Annotated in this window: 29 protein-coding genes and 1 pseudogene; 18 read left to right on the top strand and 12 right to left on the bottom strand. The window is 63.8% G+C overall.

From position 1 onward, the window contains the following. A complete protein-coding gene (locus G332_RS0105575) occupies positions 1–582 on the top strand; it encodes a thioredoxin family protein (RefSeq protein ID WP_019626014.1) in 582 nt (193 codons plus the stop codon). A 93-nt stretch (positions 583–675) separates the two neighbouring features. Continuing rightward, entirely contained in the window at positions 676–1,206 is a 531-nt protein-coding gene (locus G332_RS0105570; protein WP_019626013.1) for a hypothetical protein, read from the top strand. Positions 1,207–1,610: 404 nt separating this feature from the next. Here G332_RS0105570 and G332_RS0105565 read toward each other — a convergent pair whose 3' ends face one another. Further along, a complete protein-coding gene (locus G332_RS0105565; protein WP_026340631.1) occupies positions 1,611–1,967 on the bottom strand; it encodes a hypothetical protein in 357 nt (118 codons plus the stop codon). Positions 1,968–2,353: 386 nt separating this feature from the next. Between G332_RS0105565 and G332_RS0105560 the strand changes: the two genes are divergently transcribed. Continuing rightward, positions 2,354–2,560: a hypothetical protein gene (locus tag G332_RS0105560; RefSeq protein ID WP_019626011.1), complete on the top strand. Its 207-nt coding sequence runs from the start codon at positions 2,354–2,356 to the stop codon at positions 2,558–2,560. Positions 2,561–2,630: 70 nt separating this feature from the next. On the opposite strand, the gene G332_RS13760 is transcribed toward G332_RS0105560, so the two are convergent. From G332_RS13760 to nadA, 3 genes are all read right to left on the bottom strand, one after another. Continuing rightward, positions 2,631–3,233, bottom strand: a complete 603-nt coding sequence (locus tag G332_RS13760; protein WP_231362877.1) for a DUF5615 family PIN-like protein — start codon at positions 3,231–3,233, stop codon at positions 2,631–2,633. After that, positions 3,234–3,458 carry a DUF433 domain-containing protein gene (locus G332_RS0105555; protein ID WP_019626010.1) on the bottom strand — a complete coding sequence of 75 codons (225 nt, stop codon included), beginning with the start codon at positions 3,456–3,458 and terminating at the stop codon, positions 3,234–3,236. 153 nt (positions 3,459–3,611) lie between these two features. Further along, positions 3,612–4,694, bottom strand: a complete 1,083-nt coding sequence (nadA, locus tag G332_RS0105550) for a quinolinate synthase NadA (RefSeq protein WP_019626009.1) — start codon at positions 4,692–4,694, stop codon at positions 3,612–3,614. A gap of 137 nt (positions 4,695–4,831) precedes the next feature. On the opposite strand from nadA, the gene G332_RS0105545 reads away from it, so the two are divergent. The 4 genes from G332_RS0105545 (at position 4,832) to G332_RS0105530 (ending at position 6,563) form a co-directional block, all read left to right on the top strand. Next, entirely contained in the window at positions 4,832–5,263 is a 432-nt protein-coding gene (locus G332_RS0105545) for a hypothetical protein (protein WP_019626008.1), read from the top strand. Next, positions 5,260–5,799 carry a protein disulfide oxidoreductase gene (locus G332_RS0105540; RefSeq protein WP_019626007.1) on the top strand — a complete coding sequence of 180 codons (540 nt, stop codon included), beginning with the start codon at positions 5,260–5,262 and terminating at the stop codon, positions 5,797–5,799. The genes G332_RS0105545 and G332_RS0105540 overlap by 4 nt, the downstream gene beginning before the upstream one ends. 235 nt (positions 5,800–6,034) lie before the next feature. Then, positions 6,035–6,289 carry a type II toxin-antitoxin system Phd/YefM family antitoxin gene (locus G332_RS0105535; RefSeq protein ID WP_019626006.1) on the top strand — a complete coding sequence of 85 codons (255 nt, stop codon included), beginning with the start codon at positions 6,035–6,037 and terminating at the stop codon, positions 6,287–6,289. A 19-nt stretch (positions 6,290–6,308) separates the two neighbouring features. Then, complete coding sequence (locus G332_RS0105530; protein ID WP_026340630.1) at positions 6,309–6,563, top strand: Txe/YoeB family addiction module toxin; 255 nt, start codon at positions 6,309–6,311, stop codon at positions 6,561–6,563. Between the two features lie 31 nt (positions 6,564–6,594). On the opposite strand, the gene G332_RS0105525 is transcribed toward G332_RS0105530, so the two are convergent. The 3 genes and pseudogenes from G332_RS0105525 to G332_RS0105520 all read right to left on the bottom strand — a co-directional run bounded on the left by G332_RS0105525 (position 6,595) and on the right by G332_RS0105520 (position 8,478). Continuing rightward, positions 6,595–6,894, bottom strand: coding sequence for a HigA family addiction module antitoxin (locus G332_RS0105525; RefSeq protein ID WP_026340629.1), 300 nt, complete (start codon positions 6,892–6,894; stop codon positions 6,595–6,597). Between the two features lie 363 nt (positions 6,895–7,257). After that, positions 7,258–7,467 (bottom strand): annotated as a pseudogene (locus G332_RS13215) (type II toxin-antitoxin system RelE/ParE family toxin); the annotation flags it as partial. A 144-nt stretch (positions 7,468–7,611) separates the two neighbouring features. Next, positions 7,612–8,478 (bottom strand): SUMF1/EgtB/PvdO family nonheme iron enzyme, encoded by an 867-nt coding sequence (locus G332_RS0105520; protein ID WP_019626003.1) that lies wholly within the window; start codon positions 8,476–8,478, stop codon positions 7,612–7,614. Positions 8,479–8,799: 321 nt separating this feature from the next. Here G332_RS0105520 and G332_RS0105515 point away from each other — a divergent pair, with 321 nt between their 5' ends. The 10 genes from G332_RS0105515 to G332_RS0105470 all read left to right on the top strand — a co-directional run bounded on the left by G332_RS0105515 (position 8,800) and on the right by G332_RS0105470 (position 18,462). Further along, a complete protein-coding gene (locus tag G332_RS0105515) occupies positions 8,800–9,327 on the top strand; it encodes a GspH/FimT family pseudopilin (RefSeq protein ID WP_019626002.1) in 528 nt (175 codons plus the stop codon). 162 nt (positions 9,328–9,489) lie between these two features. Then, a complete protein-coding gene (locus G332_RS0105510) occupies positions 9,490–9,981 on the top strand; it encodes a GspH/FimT family pseudopilin (RefSeq protein WP_019626001.1) in 492 nt (163 codons plus the stop codon). Positions 9,982–10,041: 60 nt separating this feature from the next. Continuing rightward, entirely contained in the window at positions 10,042–10,506 is a 465-nt protein-coding gene (pilV, locus tag G332_RS0105505; protein WP_019626000.1) for a type IV pilus modification protein PilV, read from the top strand. After that, positions 10,503–11,552, top strand: a complete 1,050-nt coding sequence (locus G332_RS0105500) for a PilW family protein (RefSeq protein ID WP_019625999.1) — start codon at positions 10,503–10,505, stop codon at positions 11,550–11,552. Before pilV ends, G332_RS0105500 begins: the two co-directional genes overlap by 4 nt. Before the next feature lie 8 nt (positions 11,553–11,560). Then, positions 11,561–12,058, top strand: a complete 498-nt coding sequence (locus G332_RS0105495) for a PilX N-terminal domain-containing pilus assembly protein (protein WP_019625998.1) — start codon at positions 11,561–11,563, stop codon at positions 12,056–12,058. 46 nt (positions 12,059–12,104) lie between these two features. Then, positions 12,105–15,551, top strand: a complete 3,447-nt coding sequence (locus G332_RS0105490; RefSeq protein ID WP_026340628.1) for a pilus assembly protein — start codon at positions 12,105–12,107, stop codon at positions 15,549–15,551. A 122-nt stretch (positions 15,552–15,673) separates the two neighbouring features. Continuing rightward, a complete protein-coding gene (locus tag G332_RS0105485) occupies positions 15,674–16,087 on the top strand; it encodes a type IV pilin protein (RefSeq protein WP_019625996.1) in 414 nt (137 codons plus the stop codon). Between the two features lie 633 nt (positions 16,088–16,720). Continuing rightward, positions 16,721–17,569: an NF038132 family protein gene (locus G332_RS0105480; protein WP_231362876.1), complete on the top strand. Its 849-nt coding sequence runs from the start codon at positions 16,721–16,723 to the stop codon at positions 17,567–17,569. A 274-nt stretch (positions 17,570–17,843) separates the two neighbouring features. Next, positions 17,844–18,074 carry a type II toxin-antitoxin system Phd/YefM family antitoxin gene (locus G332_RS13210; RefSeq protein WP_081619759.1) on the top strand — a complete coding sequence of 77 codons (231 nt, stop codon included), beginning with the start codon at positions 17,844–17,846 and terminating at the stop codon, positions 18,072–18,074. A 1-nt stretch (position 18,075) separates the two neighbouring features. Next, on the top strand, positions 18,076–18,462 hold the full coding sequence (locus G332_RS0105470) for a type II toxin-antitoxin system VapC family toxin (RefSeq protein ID WP_019625993.1): 387 nt from the start codon (positions 18,076–18,078) through the stop codon (positions 18,460–18,462). A gap of 207 nt (positions 18,463–18,669) precedes the next feature. Here the strand turns inward: G332_RS0105470 and typA are convergent, their stop codons facing one another. From typA to speA, 3 genes are all read right to left on the bottom strand, one after another. After that, a complete protein-coding gene (typA, locus tag G332_RS0105465; RefSeq protein WP_019625992.1) occupies positions 18,670–20,490 on the bottom strand; it encodes a translational GTPase TypA in 1,821 nt (606 codons plus the stop codon). Between the two features lie 380 nt (positions 20,491–20,870). Further along, positions 20,871–21,119: a YcgL domain-containing protein gene (locus G332_RS0105460; RefSeq protein WP_019625991.1), complete on the bottom strand. Its 249-nt coding sequence runs from the start codon at positions 21,117–21,119 to the stop codon at positions 20,871–20,873. Positions 21,120–21,123: 4 nt separating this feature from the next. Then, a complete protein-coding gene (speA, locus tag G332_RS0105455) occupies positions 21,124–23,028 on the bottom strand; it encodes a biosynthetic arginine decarboxylase (protein WP_026340627.1) in 1,905 nt (634 codons plus the stop codon). Positions 23,029–23,134: 106 nt separating this feature from the next. Here speA and speE point away from each other — a divergent pair, with 106 nt between their 5' ends. Continuing rightward, entirely contained in the window at positions 23,135–23,986 is an 852-nt protein-coding gene (gene speE, locus G332_RS0105450) for a polyamine aminopropyltransferase (protein WP_019625989.1), read from the top strand. A 146-nt stretch (positions 23,987–24,132) separates the two neighbouring features. On the opposite strand, the gene fetB is transcribed toward speE, so the two are convergent. Next, positions 24,133–24,939, bottom strand: coding sequence for an iron export ABC transporter permease subunit FetB (gene fetB / locus G332_RS0105445; protein ID WP_019625988.1), 807 nt, complete (start codon positions 24,937–24,939; stop codon positions 24,133–24,135). Beyond that, entirely contained in the window at positions 24,930–25,550 is a 621-nt protein-coding gene (locus G332_RS0105440; protein WP_019625987.1) for an ATP-binding cassette domain-containing protein, read from the bottom strand. Before G332_RS0105440 ends, fetB begins: the two co-directional genes overlap by 10 nt. Between the last annotated feature and the right edge of the window lie 286 nt (positions 25,551–25,836).

Here is a 25,836-nt window from a genome sequence, read left to right as displayed (position 1 = left end):
ATGGCCCGTACCCCCTCGCAGATGATCGAACTCGGCACCGAGGCACCGAACTTTTCCCTTCCGGACGTCGTCTCCGGCGACACCATCAGCCTGGACAGCTTTCCCGATGCGAAAGGCTACATGATCGCCTTCATCTGCAATCACTGCCCGTTCGTACAGCTGATCCGCCACGAATTTGCGCGCTACGGTCGCGAATACTCGGAAAAGGGCATCGCAGTGATCGCAATCAACTCCAACGACATCCAGGCGGTGCCGGACGACGCCCCGGACAAGATGAAGGACGACGCCCGTCGCTTCGGCTACAAATTCCCGTACTGCCTGGACGAGGACCAATCCGTCGCCAAGGCCTATCACGCCGCCTGCACCCCCGACCTGTACCTGTTCGATGCCGAGCGCAAGCTGTACTACCGCGGCCAGTTCGACGAGACTCGACCCGGCGCCGACACCCCGGTGACCGGCCGCGACCTGCGCGCCGCCAGCGATGCCCTGCTCGCCGGTCAGCCCGCCCCCGAACCGCAGCACCCGAGCCTCGGCTGCAACATCAAGTGGCGCCCGGGCAACGAACCGGCCTACTACGGCTGACCCCGCGGCGGCCGCGGGCCCGCGGGGCAAGGCAAGGGCCACCCCGCCGGTCCCGGTCGTATACCGCCACGCAACCTCACGGGATCGCCACCCATGCCGCCCAGCAACATTGTTGAAGGTCCTCAGATCGCCAACTGGCGTTGCCCATCCTGTCAGGAGAAGGTCCCGCGCCTGCTGCCCAATGGCGAGCGCAACCGCATCGGCCTGTCACCGGAACGCATGGCGCTGCCAAACGAGACAATCCGCCTGGCCTGCGAACGCGTACAGGGTTTGCGGGCGCCGGAGATCTGCTACGCCTGCGATCAGGCCTATCAGGAACTGCTGGGCACCCTGGTGCGACCACCGGCCGAGCTGGGCGATGCCCGCGGTGAACCCGGACTTAACGACACCGGCATCATCGGGGCCCTGCTGCCGATCGCCGATCAGGGCACGCAGATCCTGATCTTCAACGTAATCAACGAAGAACTGCGCTGCACCGAGATCGAACGCCTCGCCACCTTCAACCCCGACCGCCTCACCTACCCCGGCTCACGCGGCGCCATCGCTCCACGTATCTGGACCCTCTACGAATCCCACCTGGCCCAATTGCACGCCCGCGCCCCCGTGCCGTACCACCCCGAATAGCCCCCGACATCCCCCGCACCACCCCGGCAACCGGACAACCGCCGGAGAGCACCCGCGCTCACCGGACACCCTGCAATGACAAGCCGGCAAACACCCGCCAGCGCAACAACATGGCCATCATCCGCAGCAAACCGGCCCCCACCTGCCCGACATCACCCTGGAAACCGCGCAGCGCTTATCCGGGGTCGCGGGCCTCGAGGTACAACCAGCGCTGGAGATTCTGCACTCTCGGTTTCGCTTGAGCAGGGAGGACGAGGCCGGGGCTCATTTCACCGGGTGGACCGGAACCAGGGCGTGCTCCAGCCGCAGGATCAGGATGCTCGGGCAGGCACACCAAGGCCCGGGCGAGGACGGACTCGAGGCGGATGAGGAGAGGACACAGACGCGCCCGGACAGGCTGCCGGTCAGGCATCATCTGCGACATCCACCCGCGCCAGCATGCGCATCCCGCCGACCATGCAGCGCAGCGCCTCCTGGGCCTGGCGATCAAACGCCATTCCCGTATCGGCGGGCAGCTGCCAGTACTTCGGCCGACAGGTCGCAGGGCGCTGTGCGGGCATGGCGCGGGCCGCGGCCGTATCCACGGCCACCAGCAGATCACCCCAGGCCAGGTCGGCCTCCGTCACCGCCGCCATCGCCGGCGCCGGGCGTACCTCGATCCAGTCCCTGAACTCGCCCGCCGCGGCCAGTTCCGCCACGCGTGCGGCTCGCCCGTCCGGGCCTGCGGCCGCGACCAACAACCGCGCTCGACGCTTATACATCTCTATCCCCCGGGGAAACACTGATCAATGTACACGCTCGCTGCTGCGTCGCTTTTGCGTGCGAACAAGGCACGGTGACCGCCGCGCAGTCATTCTGCACAAGGGAGCCGCAACGCCGTTCCCGCGCCCGTTTTTGATCACAACCAGAGGCCGAGCCCCCGCGTTGATGGACGTTGCGGGGTTGCCCCCCAAGTTCCCCAATCCTGCTTTGCGCCGCTTGCGCGGTAGAACCACTACCCGCTGCGCACCGCGCCTGGTCTCGGAACACCCGGGGTGCCAGCGCGTGTGTGTACATGAATCAGTGCTTCCCCGGCAGGTGCTTTTGAATGCCACCCGCAACCAGCGGCAAGCTATAACGCAACGGATCACAATGGAGAACGGAAGGCATGGCCCACCTCGACTGGTCACATTATCCCGTGAATGAACTCAAACTCGTCTACAGCACACTGCACGCACAGTTGGCACTGGCGCCGGAACTGATGGATTCCGAACTGATGGCAGACCTGCAGACCCACCTGCAACAGGCCGCGAAGGCCGACGGCGTGGACGTCTCCACCCATTCCCAGTGGGCCGCCTGGCTGAACGACCGGTAACCCCACCCCACCGCAGGAGCCTGCTTGCAGGCGAAGCTCAGCAAGGGGTATCTCGGTCAGTCGACTTCGATCAGCGATTCACCGTGCTCCGAAGCCTGGAGCACGCGAGGTAAAAGCGGCTTGAACCATTCGAGCAAGGCCGCCTTTCGAGTATTGCCAACTCGAAGCCAGACGACGGCTGGATAGGCCCCCGAAGCCGCGGAGCGCCAGACAGCAAAATCCTCATCCTCGGGAGACGCTGACTTAATGGCACGTCCGCGTTGGTGCCCCCTGTTTTCCGAGACCAGGCGCGTCGTGCAGCGGGTAGTGGTTCTACCCGCAAGCGGCGCAACGCAGGATCGGGGAACAAGGGGCACCAACCCGACAAGCCATAGAAAGCAGGGGCTCGGCCGCTTTTGCGCACGCACGGCGTTGCGGTTCTCTTGTGCAGAGTGACTGCACGGCAGTCACCGCGCCTTGTTCGCACGCAAAAGCGACTCGAGCGCGGACGTGCGATTAAATCAGCGTCTCCCGGGGTCACGATGACGGCCCGCGTCCGGAGTGCTTCCGCCCAGATCTCCCGGTCTGAAGCCTCAAGCATCCCGACATCTGCAACATGCTCGGCCTCAACACCCTGGTCAACCAGCCAGCGCGCAAGGGCCGGCGGGAGCTGTGCATCCACCAGGAAGCGCATTCAGGCAACGTGAAGGACAGGATGGTCCGTTTGCCGCGCGGCAAACCGCAGTGCCTCGGTAATGTCTTCGCCCGTCAGATAGGGGTAATCCTCCAGAATTTCCTCCCGCGAGGCCCCTGCAGCAAGAAGGTCCAGGACATCCATCACTCGCATCCGGGTACCCCGGATGCAGGGGCGCCCCCCGCAGATTTCCGGATCAAAGGTGATACGTTTCAACTCGCTCATGATGGCCTCCTGCGCAGACGACCAGAGAATGTATCGATGGAGTGTATCGCTATCGGACCAATGCTGGAGCAAACGGGTCCGCGAATGTCATGTTCGCCAGAGTCGGGCGCGGGCGGGGCTTCGCCTGCAAGCAGGCTCCTACAAGACACATCGTCAGGCGTCGCCGGCGCTGGCCTTGCGGTGATCGGCGGCGAAGTCGAGCATGCGCTGGGTTGCTACCAGGGCCTTCTGGCGCGCGGCCTCGTCGACAAAGATTTCGTTCTGCGCGGGGTCCGCCGTGTCTTCCAGCGTCGCGGCCAGCGCAACCAGGTCGTTCATGGCCATCCACGGGCAGTGGGCGCAGCTGGTGCAGGTGGCGCTGTGGCCGCCGGTGGGGGCCTCGATCAGGGTCTTGCCCGGGGCCGCCTGCTGCATCTTGTAGAAGATGCCCTTGTCGGTGGCAACAATGAATTCCTGTTCCGGGCGACCCTTCACCGCCGCGATCAGCTGGCTGGTGGAGCCGACCACATCGGCCTGATGGATCACCTCGCGCGGGGACTCCGGGTGCACCAATACCGCGGCACCCGGATGGCGGCCGCGCAGGTCCTCCAGCGCCCAGGCGCGGAACTCGTCGTGCACCACGCAGGAGCCATCCCAAAGCACCATGTCGGCGCCGGTCGTACGGCGGATGTAGTCGCCCAGGTGCTTGTCCGGGGCCCACAGGACCTTTTTACCTTGATCGCGCAGGTGCTCGACCAGCGGCACGGCAATGCTGGAGGTGACGACATAGTCGGCCTGCGCCTTCACGTCCACCGAGGTATTGGAGTACACCACCACGGTGTGGTCCGGATACCGGGCGCGGAACTTCGCAAACTCGTCGGCCGGGCAGCCCAGGTCCAGCGAACACTCGGCCTCCAGCGTCGGCATCAGCACGCGCTTCTCAGGGCTCAGGATCTTGGCAGTCTCGCCCATGAAACGCACCCCGGCCACGACCAGCGTCTCGGCGGGGTGCTCCTTGCCAAAGCGCGCCATCTCCAGCGAGTCGGCCACACAACCGCCGGTGTCGTCCGCCAGTCGCTGCAGGGACTCGTCCACATAATAGTGGGCCACCAGCACCGCGTTGCGTTCGATCAGCAGGCGCTTGATACGGCGTACCAGCTCGTCGCGCTGGGCGTCGTTCAGCGCATGCAGCGAAGCCGTCACGTGAGCCGTGGTCGGCACCTGGAAGATCGGCTTGTCGGCTACCGGTGCATTCATGGATGCCTCGTTCTCCGAGAGGGTCGGAGGAGAATAATGGGCCGCTTATGGTACGACAGCCTTGCGCGCGCTGTCGTTCCTGCAGATTGTGGGGGCGCAGGACCCGGGGGCGGCGATCTCCCTATAATGCCCACCCGATGGATGAACTCACTCGCCAATACAAGGCGCTCTCCTTTGAAGCGCGCATGGACCTGGCTCTGTCCGCGGACCTCGAGGCGCACTGGCGCCCTCTGCTGGTGCGCGACCAGCATGCCCAGGTAAAGGCCTATTTCTCCCGCCGCATGGACCTGACCCCCGAGGAGGTCGCGCTGCTGCTGGCTGATCCCAACCAGACCGTGCGCCTGAACTGCGCCAAGCGTCCCGACCTGACGCCGGATCAGGTTGAGGCCTGCGTACACGACCGTGACCCAAACCTGCGCTATTTCGTCGCGCGCAACCCGCTGCTGACAGACGCCCAGCGGGAACATCTGATGCATGACGAAGACGAACTGGTGCGCATTGCGGTACGCAAGGGCCCGAAAAAACGCGGGACCCGCGCCCGCCCCGGACAAGCCGAGATGATCCGTTGACCGAGACCCGCCCCGAAAAACCGCAAGCCCCGAAACCGTCCCGGCGTCGCCGCGCGCTGAGCTGGGGCATCCAGATCGGTCTGGCGCTGGTGATCTTTCTGGCCGTGCGCGCCTGGATGGCCCGCGACATGGCCGAAGGCCCGGCCCCCGAGTTCGAGGCCCAGTTGCTGGACGGCACGCCCGTGGCCCTTGCGGACTATGCCGACGAACCCATGCTGCTGCACTTCTGGGCCACCTGGTGCCCGATCTGCCGCCTGGAAGAAGGCGAGATCGTGCGCCTGGCGCAAGGCCACCCGGTGCTCACGGTCGCCATGCAGTCCGGCGCGCCGGCGGAGGTGCTGGAGCACATGAACGAGCGCGAGCGCGAACTGCCCGTGGTCAACGACCCGCAGGGCGCCCTGGCCGCGCGCTACAACGTCCGCGGTGTACCGGCCACGTTCATCATCAACTCGGACGGCGAGATCGTCTTCCGCAAGCAGGGCTACGCCCCCCCCCTGGAACTGCGCCTGCGCCTCTGGCTCGCCCGCTGGCTGTAACAGCCTCCAGCAAACGGTGCAGTTCGCTGCGCTCAGTGCATCCTGCGCACCGCAATCCAATCGTAGGATGCGGTTGAACGGAGCGACACGCATTACCCCCCCAACGTGCTCCCCCGGCTGGTACCGAGCAGCTCCCATAAGCGTCCAACAACGATTGTCCGTTCGCTTGCTATGGCTCACGCCCAATCGTACATTATCCCGTACATGTACAGATCCGAACCCAAGGGGGTACTCCATGGACGCCATTAGCTACACCGCAGCGCGGAGCAATCTGGCCAAGACGATGGAACAGGTCTGCGAAGACCATTCCACGATTATCATTACCCGCAACAAAGCCCCCTCCGTGGTCATGATGTCACTGGAAGACTTTGAGGCGCTACAGGAAACGGCCTACCTGCTTCGGGCACCAGAGAATGCTCGGCGCCTGCTTGCCTCGGTCGCCGAACTGGAGCAAGGGGGAGGCAAGGAACGGAGGCTAGGGGAACACTGATTAGTGTTCCCCTAGAGGAGTGAGGCTACTCTTTGCTGAACTTGCCTGGGAGGACTATCTCTACTGGCAACGACACGACAAGAAAACCCTTCGCCGCGTGAACGAGCTCATCAAGGCCATCCTGCGCGACCCGTTTACGGGCATCGGGAAGCCCGAACCCCTCAAGCACAACCTTGCCGGCTACTGGTCCCGACGGATCGATAGCGAACACCGCATCGTCTACAAGGTGGACGACGGGACCCTGCTGATTGCGCAGCTCCGCTACCACTACTGACCAGAACAGCAAGGTGCGGCGAAAACGCGCGTCACGCAGCGCGAGGTTCGATCTCGCTGCGCACGCGGTCAGCGAGTTCGATCTGGGCGCGCCTCAGTTCGTATTCAACCTGCAGGTTCAGCCAGAAACGCTCGGAAGTGCCGAAATAACGCGCCAGCCTCATGGCCGTGTCAGCCGAAATGCCACGACGCTCGCGCACAATGTCGTTCATTCGCGTCGTCGGCACATGCAACGCCCCGGCAAGCGCGTTCACACTGAGCCCAAGCGGGGCAAGAAACTCCTCGCGCAGGACCTCGCCTGGATGGATGGGTCGCATACCGCTTGTGCTCATGGTTTAACCTCCTTCCAAAACCTTTCAGTGGTAATCGACGATCTCCACATCCTCGGGACCTTCGTCAGTCCACCGGAAACAGATACGCCACCAGGGAAACACTGATCAATGTACGCACTCGCGCTCGAGTCGCTTTTGCGTGTGAACAAGGCGCGGCGACTGCCGTGCAGTCATTCTGCACAAGGGAACCGCAACGCCGTACACGCGCAAAAGCGGCCGAGCCTCTGCGGGGTTGGTGCCCCCTGTTCCCCGATCCTGCGTTGCGCCGCTTGGCCGTAGAATGCTACGACTCTACGCGCCGCGCCTTGTCTCGGAAAACAGGGGGCACCAACGCGAGCGCGTACATTGATCAGTGTTTCCCAAGGCGTTGATGCGAATGCTGTGCTGTCCCTCGCGATCTCCAGACAGGACCTCCAGCCGATTACCCGGCGGCGAACGCAAATCCTGCAGCGTCTCCGCCGCTTGAAGCTGAACCAACTTGCGCTCCACAATCGCTCGGATACCGGACCAACGCCGACTCCTTCCGGTTTCGAACAGCGCCCGGGTTTCCCTACACCGAAAGCTTCTGATCATGGATACAGAATATAACGCTTAACGGTAACCGGCAAACGGCAAACGGATGGCTCAGCTCACGAGACTTAGTGCGCCCGCGCGCATGAATCCAACCGTAGGATGCTGTTGAGCGCAGCGAACTCGTCGTGCCGAGGGCGCCAGCGATTAATCGTCCAGCTCGCGCAGCACGCGGAAGCCCAGGTTGGTATCCATCTCGTCGATATTGCGGCGGCGCCGGGCAGCGCTGCGGGTGTTCACCGCTGGATCGAACCAGGAACCGCCCTTGGCGACCACCCATTCGTTGTCCGGATCGCGACGGTAGACGCCATCGCGCGGCAGGCTGGCATGGCTGTCATGCCATGGCGTGGAGGTGAACTCCTGCACGTTCCCGTGCATGTCATACAGCCCCCACAGGTTAGGCTGGAAACTGCCGACATCCAGCGGACGCGAAAGCGGGAAACAGGCGGGGATATACCACTTGCGCCGCTGACGCCGCTCCTCGTAGGGAAACAGGGAGTTGAAGTGTACGTCGCGACAGCCCACCACCTCGCCAAAGGCGAATGGCGTGCGGGTGCCGGCCCGGCAGGCGTATTCCCACTCCGCCTCGGTGGGCAGGCGGTAGCGCTTACCGGTCTCCTCGCTCAGCCAGTCGAGATATTGCTGGATGCTGCCCGGCTTGACGTTGAAGATCGGCATACGCGGGGTACTGGGCCAGACCAGCCAGTCCCAGGGCGTCCAGCCGGTGGCCGCCTGAAACGCCTCCCATTCCTCGCGCGTGATGGTGTAGCGTCCCAGCGCAAAGGGCCGTTCCAGCGCCACGAACCGCCGCGGGGCCTCGTGCGGCTGGTGCCCATATTCCGAGGCATCCGAGCCCAGCTCGAACTCTCCGGCCGGGATCACCTGTAGCTCCGGGGTAAGCGCTCCGGAACGCGCGGTATCCCGAAAGCCCACCGCCACCCGAGCCTGGCGCGCTGCCCGCTGCTGCAGATCCAGCAAATCTGCCTGATCCATCCGCTGCACGTCCTTCACCATGGGCCTGCACACCTCCGTTACTTGCATCAACCGCCCGTGTTCGCCCCACCCTGCCACCAGCGAGGCGGGCCGCCATTTTGAACGAAACAAAACCTTGCCCCGACCAACCCCGGGACTTTGTGGCGCTTCTCCGCAGCCGCCAGTCCCGACCATAACCCCATGGCTGATGCCGCGGCCCCGGGCACTTACGTGCCAGCGCCCGGGTCACCCCCTGTAGGCAAACATCAGCACCGAAGGTTCGCGGCCACACGGCGCGGGTTGCACACCCCGCAAGGCCATTTTACGCTCGGGTTGTTGTTTGGACTCAGGGAGGAGTCGAACATGGAGCACTTGCGCGGCTTCACGCTCGTGGAGCTGATGATCACCCTGCTGGTGGCCTCGATCCTGCTGGGCGTGGGTATACCGGCCTTCGCCAGCCTGGTCGAAAACACCCGACTGACCACAACCACCAACCAGTTCCTGACCACCCTGCACATGACACGCAGCGAGGCCATTCGTCGCGGCCACCTGGTCAGCCTGTGCACCTCCACCGACGGCACCACCTGCACCAGCGGTTCGACCTGGGACGCGGGCTGGATTCTTTACGCCAATCCGGGGCGTGCCCACCAGCCTAACGGGCCGGACAGCATCCTGCGCGTGGGCCACGCCTGGACCGATTCCACCATAGCGGTGGCCGGCAACCAGCCCGTCAGTCAGCACATCTCCTACAACGCCCTCGGCCAGACCGAACGCCTGTCGGGTGCGCTTCTCATGGGCACCCTCTCGATCTGCGCCCAATCGAGCGAAGGCCGCGCCATCATCATCAGCAGCGCCGGCCGCCCCCGCGTCACCACCACCAACTGCACCTGAGCCCGGCCGCGACCTGACGGCGGCCCGCAGCCGACCAGGCCTCTGCCACGGCAGCAGCCACCGCCGATGGGTACGATTTGACCACTCACCGATCCGAGCCTTGCGATGCGGCAGCCGCCTGCTTATCACTGGAGTTACGGAAAACCGGAACGGCTGCGCCCCATGACCCGACCCCAAGGATTCACGCTCGTCGAACTGATGGTCACCATCGCGGTGTTCGCGGTGCTGGCCTCGATCGCCGTGCCGAGCTTCCGGTTCATCATCGAGAACAATCGCGTTACCACCGCCGCCAACGAACTGACCACCGCTTTCAACTATGCGCGCAGCGAAGCCGTCCGGAGAGGCCTGCCGGTATCCGTATGCCCGTTGGACGGCGCATGGGCGGATGGCTGGCAGGTGGTCCGCAGCGAAGGCTGCGGCGGCGATCTGCTCCGAGAATGGACCGAACTCCCCACACGGGTAACGATCACCGCTTCTGGTACCGATAGTTACCTCGCATTCGATGCCCTTGGGGGCAGGATGGACACAGCCGCTAACGACGACGATTTCACCTTCACGATTCAACCCAAAGACTGTACGGGGGGCGAACGCGCCCGGGAAATCCAGGTCGGCCCCGGCGGCCGGGCATCCGTACAACGCATCGACTGCGAATAGCGCTACAGACACCGAGCTTCAACCAGGGCCTTCTTGATGGACCGATCAAATAACCAACCGATGCGCTCCCGCTACAGTTCCGGCGTCACCCTGATCGAGGTGCTGGTGGCACTGCTCGTACTGTCCATCGGGCTAATCGGCGTGGCCGCCCTGCAGGCCAACGCCCTGCAGGCCAACCATGGTTCCCAGATGCGATCACAGGCGACCAATCTCGCCTACGACATCGCCGACCGGATGCGGGCAAACCGCCAGGCTGCCCTCAGTACTGATAATGATTACGTCGGCGACTACAGCGCGATCAATTGTCCCAGCGACCCGGACAACCTGCCCAGCCCTGCAGGCAACCTGGCCCAGCGTGACGTGGCGGAGTGGCGTGTGGCACTGGCCTGCGGGATGCCCAACGGCCGCGCCCGCATCACCCGCGACGGCGATGAATTCACCATCCGCATCCGCTGGGACAACGACCGTCTGGTCGATGACGACAGCGAAGAAGTCGAAGAATTTATCACCAGGACCGAGATATGAGTGCCCGCCGAACCCCGACAACCTCCTTTTCCTGCGCGGTCCGCGGCCTCACGCTCGTCGAGCTGATGGTCGCCATGCTGATCGGGCTGCTCCTGATCGGGGGCACCATCAGTATCTTCATCAGCACTCAGCAGACCTACCGCACTCAGGAAGCCATGTCGCGCGTGCAGGAGTCCGGCCGCTTCGCGATCGAGCGCATTGCACGCGACGCCCGCGAGGCCGGGTACCTTGGATGCCCCGGCACGCCAGAAAACTGGATCCGGGCTGAAAACCCCAGCTACAACCCCAACCTGCATGATGTTAATCGGGCCTTTGTGGACGGAGACGCCCCCTCGGAACACGTGCGTGGCGACATCCTGACCATCTCTTCCATGCGCTCGCTCAACGACGCGGACACTTTTGAAATGGATGGCTCCAGCGCCCCGGATCTGACTCTCGAAGAAGGCGACCCTGCCAGCTTTAACCGGGGATGGATATTGCGAGTAGCTGACTCTGAATCCGGTGCATGCGAGGTGTTTCAGAATGCCGCGGCAACAGACTCTCCCGGCCTTGTCCGGGGCATCGACCGGGATATGTTGCCCGGTAATTTCGAACCCGAAGCGCATGTCGGTTACAGCCCGTTCAGTGGCCAGGTCGATATTCGGGTTCTGAAGCAACGAACCTACTTCATCGGGACGACCACGGGGGGCACAATCCCGGGCCTTTTCCGCCGTACCTCCTTCACGAATGCAACTGGCGGGGCGGACGTTCAGTCCACCCGGGAAATCGCAAGCGGTATCTACGACATGCGACTCGAATACGGCCTGGACGACAACGGGGACGGGCACGTGAACCGATACCAACCTACGGACGCCATGAGCAGCGCAGACTGGGAGAGGACTGCGGCCGTCCGTGTTCACCTGCTGGTGCACAACGGCGAAGAAGATAACGTAGTCGATCAACCCCGAACCAATCTCTACTTCGTTGACGACCTGTTCAACGCACCGGACCGCCGCCTGTACCAGACCTTTACCACCACCATCGCCGCACGCAACCGGCTCGAGTGATCCAGAGGATGAACACGATGAATTCCAGCCTCGTTCACGCCCCCTCGGCAGCCCGCACGCGGCAATCCGGCTCCGCCCTGATCATCGCGCTGATCCTGCTGCTGGTCATCACCATCCTGGCCGTTGCCGGAATGCAGAACACCGTCCTCCAGGAGCGGATGGCGGGCAACATGCACGACCGCAACATCGCCTTCCAGAACGCGGAACGCGGCCTGCGGGACGCAGCAAACGACCCGAACATCGCCAACGATGCCAACGCCCCGGTCAGCTTCTCGCCCACAAATGCCGAGGAGTGGGACAAACATCCGGCCCTGCGGGACACCCCACCCAACGAGTTTGCGCACTTTGTCGAGCGGCTGGAAGTCAGGGAGCCTTGTGACCCGGAGGAGGTATGCCCCCCACTCCGAGAACGGCCCATTGTTCCCGTCTATCGGGTGACCTCCAAGGGGGTCGGCGGTACCGAACATGCCGTCGTCATTTTGCAGGCCATCGTGCGGCCAAACTGACCCGTCCGTCGTTCAAGCGTAATCCGCTCTAACAGGGAGCATTGCCATGGCTTCACATCGAGACAACACTCCAACGGCCCGCCCCCCGCGGCTCTCGCGCAGCCGGATCGCTATTGCGGTGGCGGCGGCCACCATGGCGTTCTCCGGCACCGCACATGGCATCAACCTGGCGAGCACCCCCCTGTTCCTGCTCGACTCCGGACTACCGCCGAACATCCTGTTCATCCCGGATACCTCCGAAAGCATGCAGGAGAGCCCCGACGGACGCCTGGCCATGGATCAGGACAACCCTCTCTGCCAGCCAGGCCCGGATCTCGATCCGGACATCGACTACGACCGCGACCCGGCAGACGATATATGCCCCGCAGGTGCTCGGCACCCTAACAGCAAGGGTAGTATCGTCAAACGTGTAGGGCTCGATCTGCTGGATCAGTATGAAGGCCAGGTCAACCTGGGCCTGATGTCATACCAGCAGATGCCCGCCAGTAATACCCGCAACGCGTTCAATTCCGGGGGAACCGTACGCTGGCGATTGGCGGAACGCGCAATCGACGTTCGTATCAGTACCGAGGAATCACCCGACTTCTACGACGAGGACTTCGAAGGCGCCTGGGACTCGGGTACCAAGCGATTCAGGGTGGCAGCCCCGGGCGCGGACGGACTTTGGCTCTTCTTCAATGATGGGGTTCCCGGTTACTGGTGGGATACGGGTGAATCTTGGAGAGCAGTCCCGACAATCGACCAAGAGGTCTTCTTTGACCGCCACGACACGGGCGGGGCGGATTTCGACAGCATGGATGCTTACGAGAGAGTTGAGCTTCAGACAAGCTGGTGGGGTCAACAATCCATTGTGTTTCGGACAAGCATCGGTAGTTTTAACGTTTTCTTAGTAGATAGCCAACGGCAGCGTAATATCGACAGCTGGGGGGAAGTCATGGTTTCACTCCCAATGAACCAGCTGGAATGGCGAAACACGGAGTCGCCCGGACTGGGTTATCTGCACGTCCCCATTGGCGGCCTGAATCAGGACGGAAGCATCGACAGCGACCACTGGGATGCCATTCGCACCAAGCTGCAACCTCAACGCCATGACTGGAATGGAACGGGCAACCCCATGACTGATGCGTCATGGCCACTGATCGCATCCGGCCTGACGCCACTTGAAGGCACTATGCAGACTGCGCGGGACTATTTCCTGGATTTCGTGCACCCGGAAGAGAGTGGCGACATGACTGGAACCGCGGGGTCCAGCTTCGGGAACAACCAGGGGCGCAACAACGCGGACCCGATACCACGAAGCTGTGGTGTAAACGCCGCCATCTGGGTCACGGATGGGCTGCCTTCCGTTGCCAGCGATGGAACAGCTCTTGGTGCAGACCTGCCACAAGCACTGGAAGAAGCCCAACAGGCCGTTGCCGATTTCCACAACGACACTCAGGTCGACACCTACATCGTAGGCTTTGCCATGCCGGCCGGGGTATCCGGCATCTCTGGCATGCCGGAAAACCCGTTGAACCTGCTCGCCGAGGCCGGCGGCACTGGCACTGCGTTCGATGCAACGGATGAGGCAAGCCTGGACGCTGCGATGACGCAGATCTTCGAGGCCATTATTGCGGAGGCCACAGGCAGTGCCTCCTCGGTGGCGGCAGCCGCAACCACCTATCAGGAGGAAGACGCGAATTTCGTCTACCAGGCCTTGTTCAACTCCGCCGACTGGTCCGGTGACCTTGTAGCCTACGACTTCCTGCTCGACGACTTGAGCTTCTCCGAAGAATGGCGTGCATCGGAAAACCTGCCACCCCACCAGGAACGCAACATCTTCTCCCATGACGGTAGCGAAGGAATCCTGTTCCAATGGGACAGCAGCCCCGGCGCCCCGGGGTTAAGCTCAGAACAACAAGACATTCTGTCCAGCGCCCCCGTCGTGACCGGGGCCACGGATCGAAGCGGAGAAGACCTGCTGGCCTTCCTGCGTGGTTCCGCTGTCCACGAAACCCGAAACGGAGGCGAGTGGCGCAACCGCCCGACCCCTCTGGGCGACTTCATCAACTCGAACCCGGCTGTCCAGACACCGAGCATGAATTTCGGGTACTTCCACATCGACGGCTACTCGAAGTTTCGGGAAGACAATCAGGATGTACCCGAAGTCGTCTACGTGGGTGGCAACGCCGGTATGCTCCATGCCTTTGATGGGGAAAGCGGCGAAGAACTGTTCGCCTACGTACCCAATGCTGTATTCGACAAACTGCCGGATCTGGCCGACCCGGACTACAGCCACCAGTTCTTCGTGGATGGTCAGCAAACCATCACCCACGCCAAGGTCGACGGCGAGTGGAGCACAGTGCTGGTCGGAACGCTCGGCGCTGGTGGGCGCGGCATCTATGCCCTGGACGTCACCGACCCCACGAGCTTCTCGGCCGACAACATCCTCTGGGAGCTATCCGGTGACGATCTGGATGCACTGGGGTATACCTTCGGGGCACCGGAGATCGCCCAGACGGCCAATGGTGAGTGGTCGGTCCTCTTTCCGAACGGCTACGGCAGCAATGACGAGTCGGCCGTGCTGATGATCGCCAACCTGGAATCGGGCAACGTCATCACGATCGAAACCGACGCCACCGGTGACAATGGCCTCTCCGAGGCCCTTTTCCGCCAGAACGCAGCCGGCGTGATCACAGACGGCTTCGCGGGCGACCTGCAGGGCAACCTCTGGAGGCTGAATCTACTTGGGGATGCAAGCTCTCTGTGGAGTGCCCACCTGCATTTTCAGGCAACGGGCCCCAATGGCGAGACACAACCCATCACCGCCAGACCCGCAGTGGGCAGCCACCCGAATGGTGGATCAATCGTGATGTTCGGGACCGGCAAGTATCTGGAGAATGCCGACATCCAGGTTCCTGACCCGGCACCCGTCCAGAGCTTTTACGGCATCCGCCAGCATGAAGCCATCCAGGCACCCGTTAGCCGAGGCAAGCTGCTGCAGCACGAATTTATCGGCTCCGGCGTCGTCGGTGACTTCTCCGTACGCGCCACTACGGCCGGGGATAATTTCGATGGCAGCATCCACGACGGGTGGTACATCGACCTCGATTACCCCAGCCCACGGGGGGAGCGCGTTGTGGAGCCTGCACAAATCGTCGATGGACGAGTGGAATTCGTCACGCTTACGCCCTCAGATGACCCCTGCGACGGCGGAGGCACGTCGTCCATTGTTGCGCTGAATGCAGCCACGGGAAGTCGGCCTGCCGAGCCTGTTTTCGATCTGACTGGCGACGGGGAATTTGGCGAAGACGATATGATCATCGTCGGTGACGAACGGGTGCCGGTGAGTTCCATTGACCCCGGGATCGGCATTATGTCAGCCCCAACCATCGTCCGGAGCTCGGAAGGCATCACTCGAATCATCAGCGGGACTGAATCGTCCGCTCCCAGGGGTGAACCCGGACCACCTAGAGCCTTCCAGCTCCCACGCACCTGGATTCAACTACGTTGATTGAGCTCGTGAGCCGGGCAAACCAGACGCCCGGCTCACGCTAACGCACCATCGGCGACCGAAAATGGTGATTGCACCCGCACGGCCGGTGCAGAACCCACAACCGACAGGAGTGCAGCAAAATGCCCCGTCCACAGCACAGTGCCGGCTTCACCCTGATCGAGTTGATGATCGTGGTGGCGATCATCGCCATACTCGCGGCGATCGCCTATCCCGCCTATCAGCAATACGTCATCAACTCCTATCGTGCGACCGCCGGCGCCTGTCTGACCGAGCTCGCGCAGGCACTCGAACGGCGGTACACAAGCACCATGAGCTACGCCGGTGCATTGCCCGATCGCGGCTGCATGAACGAAGGGGACATGAACAACCGGTACAACTTTTCCCCCGACCCAATACCGGATGCGCAGACCTTCACGTTGACCGCGTCCCCCCGGGGCGCCCAACAAAACGACCGGCGCGGTTGCGGCGACCTCACGCTCAATGAACGCGGCCAAAAGGGTGCTCCTGAGGCCGACGTCAGTGACTGCTGGTGACCCGCGGAAACGGGGACAGATTTATTTTCCGCACGTTGACCGCATCTCCCAAGGGCGTTCAAAAAACCCGTGATCGTCGTGCCTGCGGGGCCAGTGAATGCTGGCAATCGGCATCACATTGCACTTTTGTGGAGCCAAAACATGCACACCCGCAGCCTCCGCACGGGCGGCGCTGAATACATAACCACCTCCAGCCCGCCATGTGTTTGCGGACGCACTGAACCGCAAACCAGGTGTGAAGCTGCGTACTCCGCAAGCGAACGCCACGCATCACGACACTCGCCCCTATCAAGCCACGCTGCGTTATGGGCCGCCCTCCCGTGGCGACGAGAGCACCGCCCCAAAAGCGGCCACCTTTAAGGAGACGCTGATGCCGAATAAACAGCAAACCCTTCCGGCAACGGCGCGTTCAGCGCCTTGCATGCAACAAACGCCAGGACGGACTCGTCCGTGTTTCCTCACCGCCACGGGTTGCCTCGCTACTTCGCGCGAGCAACCCCAGGCCCGAGGCGCCGTGGTTGTCCGTTTTTTTTACAGCCAGCCCCGCCTCACCGGATAGAAAGCAAATGCGATCTAGATAATTCAGACACTTAAGATCATTGGCCCAATATTTGCTGAGTTCCGGACAACGACATGGATGCCATGTCAGACCACCAGCAGCCACAGCAAATAGAGGACGGTCTAATGCAGAACACAAGGAAATTCCTGGCGATCGCCGGAGCGCTGACCCTTTTGGGCTGGGCCCATACCGCTCAAAGCTCCCCGTTCGACATCTCCGACTGGAACTGCGAAGGGAACTGCGGCACGGCTGCCGCCGATGGGGATATCTCGCTCTCCCCCTTCGGCAGTTCCGAATACGGCTGGATCTCCACCGCCAACGGCGTCGACACTGAAGGCCTTGGGATCGGAAACGAAACCACCGGTTCAACCATCACCTCCCCCCTGTTTGACGCGAATCAGGGTGACGAGCTGAGCTTCAACTTCAACTACGTCACCTCGGACGGCGGCGGGTTCAGCGACTATGCCTGGGCCCTGCTGCTGGACGAGAACCTGGAGCCGGCAGCCCAATTGTTTACCGCCCGCACCAACCCCGGGGGTAACACGGTGCCAGGGTTCGAGCTCCCGGAGCCGGACGCGGACGTAGCTCTCGATCCCTCCGAAACGCCCATCATCGCAGGCGCCCCGGAATGGTCCCCCCTCGGTAACAGCTCCGGTAGCTGTTTTGGCGATGGCTGTGGTTACACGGACTGGATCGAGAGCGTCTTCAGTTTTGACGAGGACGGCACCTTTGCCCTCCAGTTTGGCGTGGTGAACTGGAACGACGAGGCATTTCAGTCCGGGCTTGCCTTCGACGGCGCAACCATCGCCGGCCGGGACATCGGCGATGACGCGCCGGGTGAGATCCCGCTGCCTGCCACACTCGCGCTCTTCCTGACGGGCCTGGCGGCGATGGTGGGCATTCGCCGCAAGCACACGGTGTAACACCCCATCCAGGCCCGACTCGGGCCTTCGCCCGATCTCCACGCCCGCCAGTCACCCGCTGGCGGGCGTTTTTTTAGAAACGGGACAGCAACAAGGCACGTCGCGCCCAGAAACGCAGAAACGGGGACAGATTTATTTTCTAGTCAGAACCTTGCCCTTTGCGACAGACGTGGCCAAGACCCGCTCGACAGAATGACCACTGGATACATTCGATTGATGCAAGACCCAACAACCATAAGCTAAGTCTTAATACTCAGTCAGGCGGGGCGAGCCCTTGAGCACAACGGCCAACGTTCACGAAGAAAAGACGCATCTGTCCCGCTTGTTGAAACGCGCGCATGATGGCGAGGAGATCATTCTCGCGAAGTCCGGCCGGCCATATGCGCGTCTGGTGCCACTGGAGTCCACCCCAGCACGGCGCCAACCCGGGCGCGTAACGGGCCGGGTCGAAGACGCATTCTTTGAATCCTTGCCGGAGGACGAACTCGACGCTTGGGAGCAATAGGGTGCGGATCCTGCTCGATACGCATGCCCTGCTCTGGTGGTTCACAGACGATACGCGGCTATCGTCACGCGCTCGGGAAATTATCGAGGACCTGGAGAACACTGTCCTGGTAAGCGCCGCCAGCGCATGGGAGATTGCGACCAAGCACCGCCCGGGCAAACTGCAGATTGGCGGTGTGGTCATCCAGCGCTTTGATGAACCGGTCGCCGCAGATGGCTTTACGCATCTTGCCGTGAACTCCTCGCAAGCGATCCACGCCGGGACATATTCTGTCGACCATCGCGACCCGTTCGACCGCATCCAGGCTACCCAGGCGGAACTCGAGCAGGCCCCTTTACTGACTACCGATCCGGCCTTCCACGACTTTCCAATACGCTGCATCTGGTAACGAGCGATCCCACCATTCCCAACTGGCACATCGTGCATGGCTGAGTCCACAGTCACGCATCCCGCAGATCCCCGATAAGCGCCATACGATTTCCGGGAAGACGAAGATCCTGGCCCCAGGGGCCCTCGACACAAAAAAGCGCCCGGCGGATGATCCGTCCGGGCGCTTCTTTGTGCCTTGCCCACTGGCGGGGCGTTGGCGTCGGTCTTATGCCGAGGCGGCGCGGGAGGCCTTTTTGCGTTCGTGCTCGAGCAGGAACTTCTTGCGGATGCGCAGGTTTTCCGGGGTGACCTCGACCAGTTCGTCGTCGTCGATGAACTCGATGGCCTGCTCCAGCGTCATGCGGATCGGCGGGGTGAGCTGGATGTTCTCGTCGGTCCCGGCGGCGCGGATGTTGGTGAGCTGCTTGGCCTTGAGCGCGTTGACGACCAGGTCGTTCTCGCGCGAGTGCAGGCCGATCACCATGCCTTCGTAGACTTCTTCACCCGGGCCGATGAACAGCTTGCCACGGTCCTGCAGGTTGAACAGGGCAAAGCCCAGGGCCTTGCCGGCCGCGTTGGCGATCAACACGCCATTCTGGCGCGAGGCCACCGCACCTGGCTGGTACGGGCCGTAGTGGTCGAAGATATGGTGCAGGATGCCGGTACCGGAGGTCGCGGTCATGAACTCGGTCTGGAAGCCGATCAGCCCGCGCGACGGGATGATGAAGTCCAGGCGCACGCGGCCCTTGCCGTCCGGGACCATGTTGGTCATGTCGCCGCGGCGTTCGCCGAGCTTCTCCATGATCGTGCCCTGGTGCTGCTCTTCGACGTCCACGGTGACGGCCTCGTAGGGCTCCTGCTTCACCCCGTCGACTTCCTTGATGACCACCTCGGGGCGCGCGACGGCCAGCTCGTAGCCCTCGCGGCGCATGTTTTCGATCAGGATGCCCAGGTGCAGCTCGCCACGGCCGGAGACCTTGAACTTGTCCGGGTCCTCGCCCTCTTCCACGCGCAGGGCGACGTTGTGCTTGAGTTCTTCCTGCAGGCGGTCACGCAGCACGCGCGAGGTGACGTACTTGCCCTCGCGCCCGGCGAACGGCGAGGTATTCACCTGGAAGGTCATGCTGACGGTCGGCTCGTCGACGGTCAGCGGCTCCATCGCCTCCACGTGGTTCGGATCGCACAGCGTGTCGGAGATGAACAGCTTGTCCATCCCGGTGAAGGTGATGATGTCGCCGGCGCGGGCCTCTTCGACCTCCACGCGCTCCAGACCGTGGAAGCCCATAATCTGCAGCATGCGGCCGTTGCGCACGCCGCCTTCGCGGTCCACCACCTTGACCGGGGTGTTCGGCTTGATGCGCCCGCGCTTCACGCGGCCGATACCGATCAGGCCCTGGTAGGAGTTGTAGTCCAGCGAGGAGACCTGCATCTGGAACGGGCCGTCCGCGTCCACATTCGGGGGCGCGACATGCTCGACGATGGTCTCCAGCAGGCAGGTCATGTCGCCCTCGGTCACGCTCGAGTCCATACCGGCAAAGCCGTTCAGCGCGGAGGCGAACACGATGGGGAAGTCGAGCTGCTCGTCGGTGGCGCCCAGGCGGTCGAACAGGTCGAACACCTGATCCACGGCCCAGTCGGGGCGCGCGCCGGGGCGGTCAACCTTGTTGACCACCACAATCGGCTTGAAGCCCATCGCGAAGGCCTTCTGCGTTACGAAGCGTGTCTGCGGCATCGGGCCGTCCACCGCGTCCACCAGCAGTAGCACGGAGTCGACCATCGACAGCACGCGCTCGACCTCGCCACCAAAGTCGGCGTGTCCGGGCGTGTCGACGATGTTGATGCGGTAGTCCTGCCACTCGATGGCCGTGTTCTTGGCCAGGATGGTGATCCCGCGTTCCTTCTCGATGGCGTTGGAGTCCATGATCCGCTCGCCGTGATCGCCACGCTTGTCGAGGGTGCCGGACTGGCGCAGGAGCTGGTCGACCAGCGTGGTCTTGCCATGATCAACGTGGGCGATGATGGCGATGTTGCGAAGCTTCTCGGTCATGGAATACAAACTCTGGATACTGGCAAAAGGGCCGACACTATACAGACTTATGCGTGACCGCGCTGCGACTCCCGCGTTTTATGCGCAGGCTCCCTCACCGCCAAGCGCCGCCGACGCAACGCATTACGGCTCTGGCCCGCTCCGGCAACCGTGCACCCCTCGGCCGCGACCGCTTTCCCTTGCCACTCGTTGTCACAGCCACCTGGCCCCGGTCATCCCGGCCGCAGCGCAGCGAAGAGCCGGGATCTCCGGCGCTGGACAGCCCCCGAAGCCCGGGCAGAACTCACCGCATGAGATCCCGGATAACCGCTGCGCGGTTTCCGGGATGACCGAAAGGGAAGCCCAAGGCGACGACGTTCGCCGGCCTCCGTCCGGATGGATCAGGGTTGACGTTCGTCTTCCGGGGGCGGGAACTGGAGGTGAAAGCCCTGCTCCTTGAGGTTAGCGAGGACCTTTTGCGGGTCTTCCCGGGCCAGGGTGCGCTCGGGCGTCAGTTCGAACTCCAGTGCGAACTCCAGGTTACCGAGAGCCCGCATCACGCCTTCGGGCAGGTCGGAGAAATCGTCCTTCTCGGGCAGGTAGACATAGGTATCGGCGCGCCGGGACGCACGGTAGACATAGCACTGCATGGGTTCAGTCCTCGAGATAGGTGTAGCCGGTCAGGCCTTGTTCCAGTTCCGCCAGCAGTCGGCCCGCGGCCTCGCCACGCAGGCCGGCGGCGTCGATCTTGGCGCGGAAGGCGCGGCGCAGGTCACCCGGGGCAAAGTGCACGTATGACAGCAGCTCGTCGACGGTATCGCCTCGCTCCGGATCGACCAGACGGTAGCCACCCTCCGGCAGCAGTTCCACGTTCACGGTATCCGTATCCCCGAACAGGTTGTGCAGGTCGCCCAGGATCTCCTGGTAGGCGCCGACCAGGAAGATGCCGAGGTAGTACGGCTCGCGGTCGTTCCACGGGTGCAGGGCGAGCGTGGTATGCGTGCCTTCGCGCTCCACATAGTGCTCGATGTGGCCATCGGAGTCACAGGTCAGGTCCTGCAGCACCGCGCGCCGGGTGGGCCGCTCGTCCAGCCGGTGCAGCGGCATGATCGGGAAGATCTGGTTGATCGCCCAGGTGTCCGGGATCGACTGGAACACGGAGAAGTTGCAGAAGACCTTGTCCGCCAGCTTGTCGGTCAGTTCCGCGTGGATCTCCGCCGGCAGGGCCTCCGGCCGCGCCAGCAGGCGCTGGCACAGAGCAAAGTAGATTGCCTCGGCACGGGCGCGGTCGGCCAGCGACAGCATCCCGCGGGCGAAGCGCGCCTGTACCTCGGACAGGCCATAGGCGGCATCGTGGTAGATCTCGGAGGCCGGGCGCTCGGCGTCCTCCAGCAGCGCGCGCATGGCGGCGATCTCGGGCAGTTCACCCTCCTCCGCGGGCGGCAGGTCGCCATCCCCCGGGGCCGGCTCGCAGTCAATCACGTTGGTGATCAGCACGGCGTGGTGCGCAGTCAGCGCGCGGCCGGACTCGCTGAATACCTCGGGCATGGCCAGGCCCTGCTCCTCGCAGATGCGCTTGAGCGGGCGCAGGATGTTCAGCGCGTACTCCTCCACCGAATAGTTGATGGAGCACTCGTTGCGCGAGCGCGAGCCCTCGTAGTCGATGCCCAGCCCGCCGCCGACATCCACCACCCGCAGGGCCGCCCCGGCCTCGGTCAGCGCGGCGAAGTAGCTGGCCGCCTCGCCCATGCCATTCTGGATGTCGCGGATGTTCGCGATCTGCGAGCCCATGTGGAAGTGCAGGAGTTGCAGCCGGTCCAGCCAGCCCAGCCCACGCAGGCGCTCGAGGATGCCCAGCACGTCCGCCGCGGACAGGCCGAACTTGGCCTTCTCGCCGCCGGTGTTCTGCCACTTCCCCTTGCCGATCGAGGCCAGACGCACGCGCAGGCCCAGCAACGGCTCGACCTGCATGGCCTCGGCCTGGCGGATCACCTCCTCCAGCTCGGAGGGCTTCTCGATCACGATGTACACGCGGTGCCCGAGCTGGCGCCCGATCAGCGCCAGGCGCACATATTCGCGGTCCTTGTAGCCATTGCAGATGATCGCCGCACCCGGGCGCGACTGCGCCAGTACGGCCATCAGCTCCGGCTTGGATCCGGCCTCCAGCCCCACGCGCGGGGTCAGCCCCTCGGCATCCGGCTGATCGCCAGCCGCCAGGATCTGATCCACCACGCTGCGCTGCTGGTTGACCTTGATCGGGTAGATCGCGGTGAACGCGCCTTCGTACTCCAGCTCGCGCGCGGCGATGTCGAAGGCCCGCACCAGGCGCCGCACCCGGCCGTCCAGCACATCCTGAAACCGCACCAGTACCGGCGGACCCACATGCTCCTCGCGCAGGCGCCCCGCCAGCTCGTACAGGTCCACGCCGGGGTGCTCCGGCCAGTCCGCGCGGCGCATCGCCACGTGGCCCGCGGCGTTCACCTCGAAGAAGCCACCGTTCCAGTGATCAATCCCGTAGGTGGCGCGGGCCTCATCCAGATTCCAGGGCGTGACAGACATGGCGATCCCGGGGTTGCGCATGAGTGTGACCAGTTGCCCGCAGCGTACGGGGCACTATCATAGCGGCGCATCATACCGTCCACCGCACCGGCAAGGGGAGCCACCCATGGCACTCGACAACAACTGGTTCAGCGAACCGCACGAAGACATGGCGCTGTCCCTGCGCATCAAGCAGAAGCTGCACGAGGAACAGACCCCGTACCAGAAGATCGAGATCTACGAGACCGAGGCCTTCGGCAACCTGATGGTGATCGACGACTGCGTGATGCTCACCGGCCGCGACAACTTCATCTACCACGAGATGATGTCGCACCCGGTGCTGTACTCGCACAGCGCCCCGAAGAACGTAGTAATCATCGGCGGCGGCGACTGCGGCACCCTGCGCGAGGTGCTCAAGCACGACGAGGTCGAGCGCGCCGTACAGGTGGATATCGACGAGCGCGTCACCCGCCTTGCCGAGCAGTACTTCCCGGAGCTGTGCGACGCCAACGACGACCCGCGCGCCGAGCTGCTGTTCGACGACGGCGTGCAGTACCTGAAAGACGCCACGCCCGGCTCCCTCGACGTGATCATCGTCGACTCCACCGACCCGGTCGGCCCGGCCGAAGGCCTGTTCTCCACCGCGTTCTACAAGGACTGCGTGAAGGCCCTGGGCGCAGACGGCCTGCTGGTGCAGCAAAGCGAATCGCCGCTGTTGCACACCGACAGCATCATCCGCCCGATGCACGACAGCCTGCGCGCGGCCGGCTTCATCGACGCCCTGACCCTGCACTTCCCGCAGGCCACCTACCCCTCCGGCTGGTGGACGTGCACCATCGCCGCGAAGGACTGCCCGGTGTCCTTCCTGCGCGAAGAGGCGGCCGAGGAGCTGCCTTTTGTCACCCACTACTACAACGCCGCGATCCACCGCGCCGCCGGCGCTACCCCGGAGTTCTTCCGCCGCAAACTATTCGCCTGAGGCGGGCGGCCACTTCGCCGCCGAACGCAAGAGGGCTCCGCCAGCCGCGGCTTGATGCGGTTCGCTTCGCTCAGCGCATCCCACGGGGCTGCAGAGCCCCGTAAGGTGCAATGAGCACATGCGAATTCACCGTGAGCGGGATCGGGCTAGGCGTGGCGGCCGGCCCTGAGGCGGTCGAGGCGCAGGCGTTCGCGGGTGTCGAACAGGCGGCGGGAGGCGAACCAGACGGCGCCCAGAGTGCCAAAGCCGGTGCCGGCAGCAATCAGGAACATGATCAGGATCTGGTACTTCACGGCCTCCACTGGCGGGGCGCCGGCCAGGATCTGGCCGGTCATCATGCCCGGCAGGCTGACGATGCCGGCGGCAGCCATGGCGTTGATGGTCGGCATCAGCCCGGAACGCGCAGCCTCGCGGCGCATGGTCGCCACCGCCTCGCTCCAGGAGGCGCCCAGCGCCAGCCGGCCCTCAATGGTGCGCCGCTCGCGCCAGACGGTCTGAGTCAGGCGGTCCAGCCCCAGTGCAATCCCGGTCATGGTGTTGCCGAGCAGCATGCCCAGCAGGGGGATCGCGTACTGCGGCTCCCACCAGGGGGTCGGTCCAACCATGGTGGTCAGCGCCAGCACCGTGACCGCAAACGCCGAGATGAACATGGTGGCGGTGCCGATGCCGTAGCCCCACAGCCCGGTAAAACGGCGCTGCTGGCGTGCCATCACCTCGTACCCGGCCACTGCGAGCATGACCACAGCCATCAACGCGACCCAGCCGAGCTGGGCGTGGTCGAACAGCGTCTGGAGGATCAGTCCGACCAGCAGCAACTGGACCACGGTTCGCACCCCCGCGATCACCAGGCTGCGCCCCAGACCCATGCGCGCCCAGACTGTGACCCCGGCCAGGGCGAGAACCAGCAGCGCGGCGAGCGCGAGGTCGACGGGCGAGAGCGTGATCAGGTCCATGCCGACGCCTCCAGTTGGCCATCGCTGATGGTCAGGATGCGTCCGCCCAGGCGCTGACGCTGCAGGGTGTCGTGGCTGACCCACAGCGCCGCTACGTCTTCCTCGGCGAGATACCCTCGTACCGCGCGTTCGATACGCTTGGTGTTTTCCAGGTCCAGGTTGGCAGTGGGCTCGTCCAGCAACAGGACACGCGGCTGGTTCAGGAGCGCACGCACCAGCCCCAGGCGCTGCTTCTCACCGCTGGAGAGACGTTCGACCTCCCAGCCTAGACAGGCTTCCGGCAAGGCGACCTGTTCCAGCAGGTGTAAGGCCGCCGGGCGCGAGAAATCTATTGGCAGGTGCTCGTCCACTCGCTCGCCCCACCAGGCCGTCTCCGCCGGTACGTACGCCACGCGCCTGCGCCACTCGACCGGCGCCATGGTGTCCCGCGGGTCGCCGTTCAGTTTCACCTCCCCCGTATTGGGATCAAGGTCGGCAAGGGCCCGCAGCAGCAGGGATTTTCCGGCACCGGAGGCGCCCGTGACCTGCACCAGCTCCCCGGGCTGAAGCGCCAGATCCAGCGGGCCTAGATGGGCGGTTTTCAGTTGGCGAACGTCCAGCAGACGATCCATACGACAGGCTTCCAGTCTGGCGAAACGGCGATCGTAACCGAAGCCGGGGCGGCGGGATGAATGGCCGGACGGGCAGGCGCTGCTTGCTGCGAGAAGAACGATCCATCGTGACGGGTTGCCTCTGCGGATGTCGATCGCACTATCGGGCTCCGGCAGGGGCTTCGCGGGCAATCCCGCTCCCACAGCTCTGGAAATAAAAAAAGGGCGCCGGGGGGGGCGCCCAAAGGCCGACTTCCTCAAGTCCTGGGAGACATATTGTCGGCGTCGGAGGAGACAGATTCGGGGT

The sequence above is a fragment of the Thioalkalivibrio sp. ALJT genome (genome assembly GCF_000381825.1).
Taxonomy (GTDB): domain Bacteria; phylum Pseudomonadota; class Gammaproteobacteria; order Ectothiorhodospirales; family Ectothiorhodospiraceae; genus Thioalkalivibrio.
The sequence above is the reverse complement of the archived record's forward strand: the minus strand, read 5'-3'. Positions and strand labels throughout refer to the sequence as shown.

Excerpts from the sequence above, each read along its gene's own strand:
- G332_RS0105575 (WP_019626014.1), top strand. The coding sequence starts at position 1 with ATGGCCCGTACCCCCTCGCAGATGATCGAACTCGGCACCGAGGCACCG.
- G332_RS0105570 (WP_019626013.1), top strand. The coding sequence starts at position 676 with ATGCCGCCCAGCAACATTGTTGAAGGTCCTCAGATCGCCAACTGGCGT.
- G332_RS0105565 (WP_026340631.1), bottom strand. The coding sequence starts at position 1,967 with ATGTATAAGCGTCGAGCGCGGTTGTTGGTCGCGGCCGCAGGCCCGGAC.
- G332_RS0105560 (WP_019626011.1), top strand. The coding sequence starts at position 2,354 with ATGGCCCACCTCGACTGGTCACATTATCCCGTGAATGAACTCAAACTC.
- G332_RS13760 (WP_231362877.1), bottom strand. The coding sequence starts at position 3,233 with ATGCGCTTCCTGGTGGATGCACAGCTCCCGCCGGCCCTTGCGCGCTGG.
- G332_RS0105555 (WP_019626010.1), bottom strand. The coding sequence starts at position 3,458 with ATGAGCGAGTTGAAACGTATCACCTTTGATCCGGAAATCTGCGGGGGG.
- nadA (WP_019626009.1), bottom strand. The coding sequence starts at position 4,694 with ATGAATGCACCGGTAGCCGACAAGCCGATCTTCCAGGTGCCGACCACG.
- G332_RS0105545 (WP_019626008.1), top strand. The coding sequence starts at position 4,832 with ATGGATGAACTCACTCGCCAATACAAGGCGCTCTCCTTTGAAGCGCGC.
- G332_RS0105535 (WP_019626006.1), top strand. The coding sequence starts at position 6,035 with ATGGACGCCATTAGCTACACCGCAGCGCGGAGCAATCTGGCCAAGACG.
- G332_RS0105525 (WP_026340629.1), bottom strand. The coding sequence starts at position 6,894 with ATGAGCACAAGCGGTATGCGACCCATCCATCCAGGCGAGGTCCTGCGC.
- G332_RS0105520 (WP_019626003.1), bottom strand. The coding sequence starts at position 8,478 with ATGGTGAAGGACGTGCAGCGGATGGATCAGGCAGATTTGCTGGATCTG.
- G332_RS0105515 (WP_019626002.1), top strand. The coding sequence starts at position 8,800 with ATGGAGCACTTGCGCGGCTTCACGCTCGTGGAGCTGATGATCACCCTG.
- G332_RS0105510 (WP_019626001.1), top strand. The coding sequence starts at position 9,490 with ATGACCCGACCCCAAGGATTCACGCTCGTCGAACTGATGGTCACCATC.
- pilV (WP_019626000.1), top strand. The coding sequence starts at position 10,042 with ATGCGCTCCCGCTACAGTTCCGGCGTCACCCTGATCGAGGTGCTGGTG.
- G332_RS0105500 (WP_019625999.1), top strand. The coding sequence starts at position 10,503 with ATGAGTGCCCGCCGAACCCCGACAACCTCCTTTTCCTGCGCGGTCCGC.
- G332_RS0105495 (WP_019625998.1), top strand. The coding sequence starts at position 11,561 with ATGAACACGATGAATTCCAGCCTCGTTCACGCCCCCTCGGCAGCCCGC.
- G332_RS0105490 (WP_026340628.1), top strand. The coding sequence starts at position 12,105 with ATGGCTTCACATCGAGACAACACTCCAACGGCCCGCCCCCCGCGGCTC.
- G332_RS0105485 (WP_019625996.1), top strand. The coding sequence starts at position 15,674 with ATGCCCCGTCCACAGCACAGTGCCGGCTTCACCCTGATCGAGTTGATG.
- G332_RS0105480 (WP_231362876.1), top strand. The coding sequence starts at position 16,721 with ATGGATGCCATGTCAGACCACCAGCAGCCACAGCAAATAGAGGACGGT.
- typA (WP_019625992.1), bottom strand. The coding sequence starts at position 20,490 with ATGACCGAGAAGCTTCGCAACATCGCCATCATCGCCCACGTTGATCAT.
- G332_RS0105460 (WP_019625991.1), bottom strand. The coding sequence starts at position 21,119 with ATGCAGTGCTATGTCTACCGTGCGTCCCGGCGCGCCGATACCTATGTC.
- speA (WP_026340627.1), bottom strand. The coding sequence starts at position 23,028 with ATGTCTGTCACGCCCTGGAATCTGGATGAGGCCCGCGCCACCTACGGG.
- speE (WP_019625989.1), top strand. The coding sequence starts at position 23,135 with ATGGCACTCGACAACAACTGGTTCAGCGAACCGCACGAAGACATGGCG.
- fetB (WP_019625988.1), bottom strand. The coding sequence starts at position 24,939 with ATGGACCTGATCACGCTCTCGCCCGTCGACCTCGCGCTCGCCGCGCTG.
- G332_RS0105440 (WP_019625987.1), bottom strand. The coding sequence starts at position 25,550 with ATGGATCGTCTGCTGGACGTTCGCCAACTGAAAACCGCCCATCTAGGC.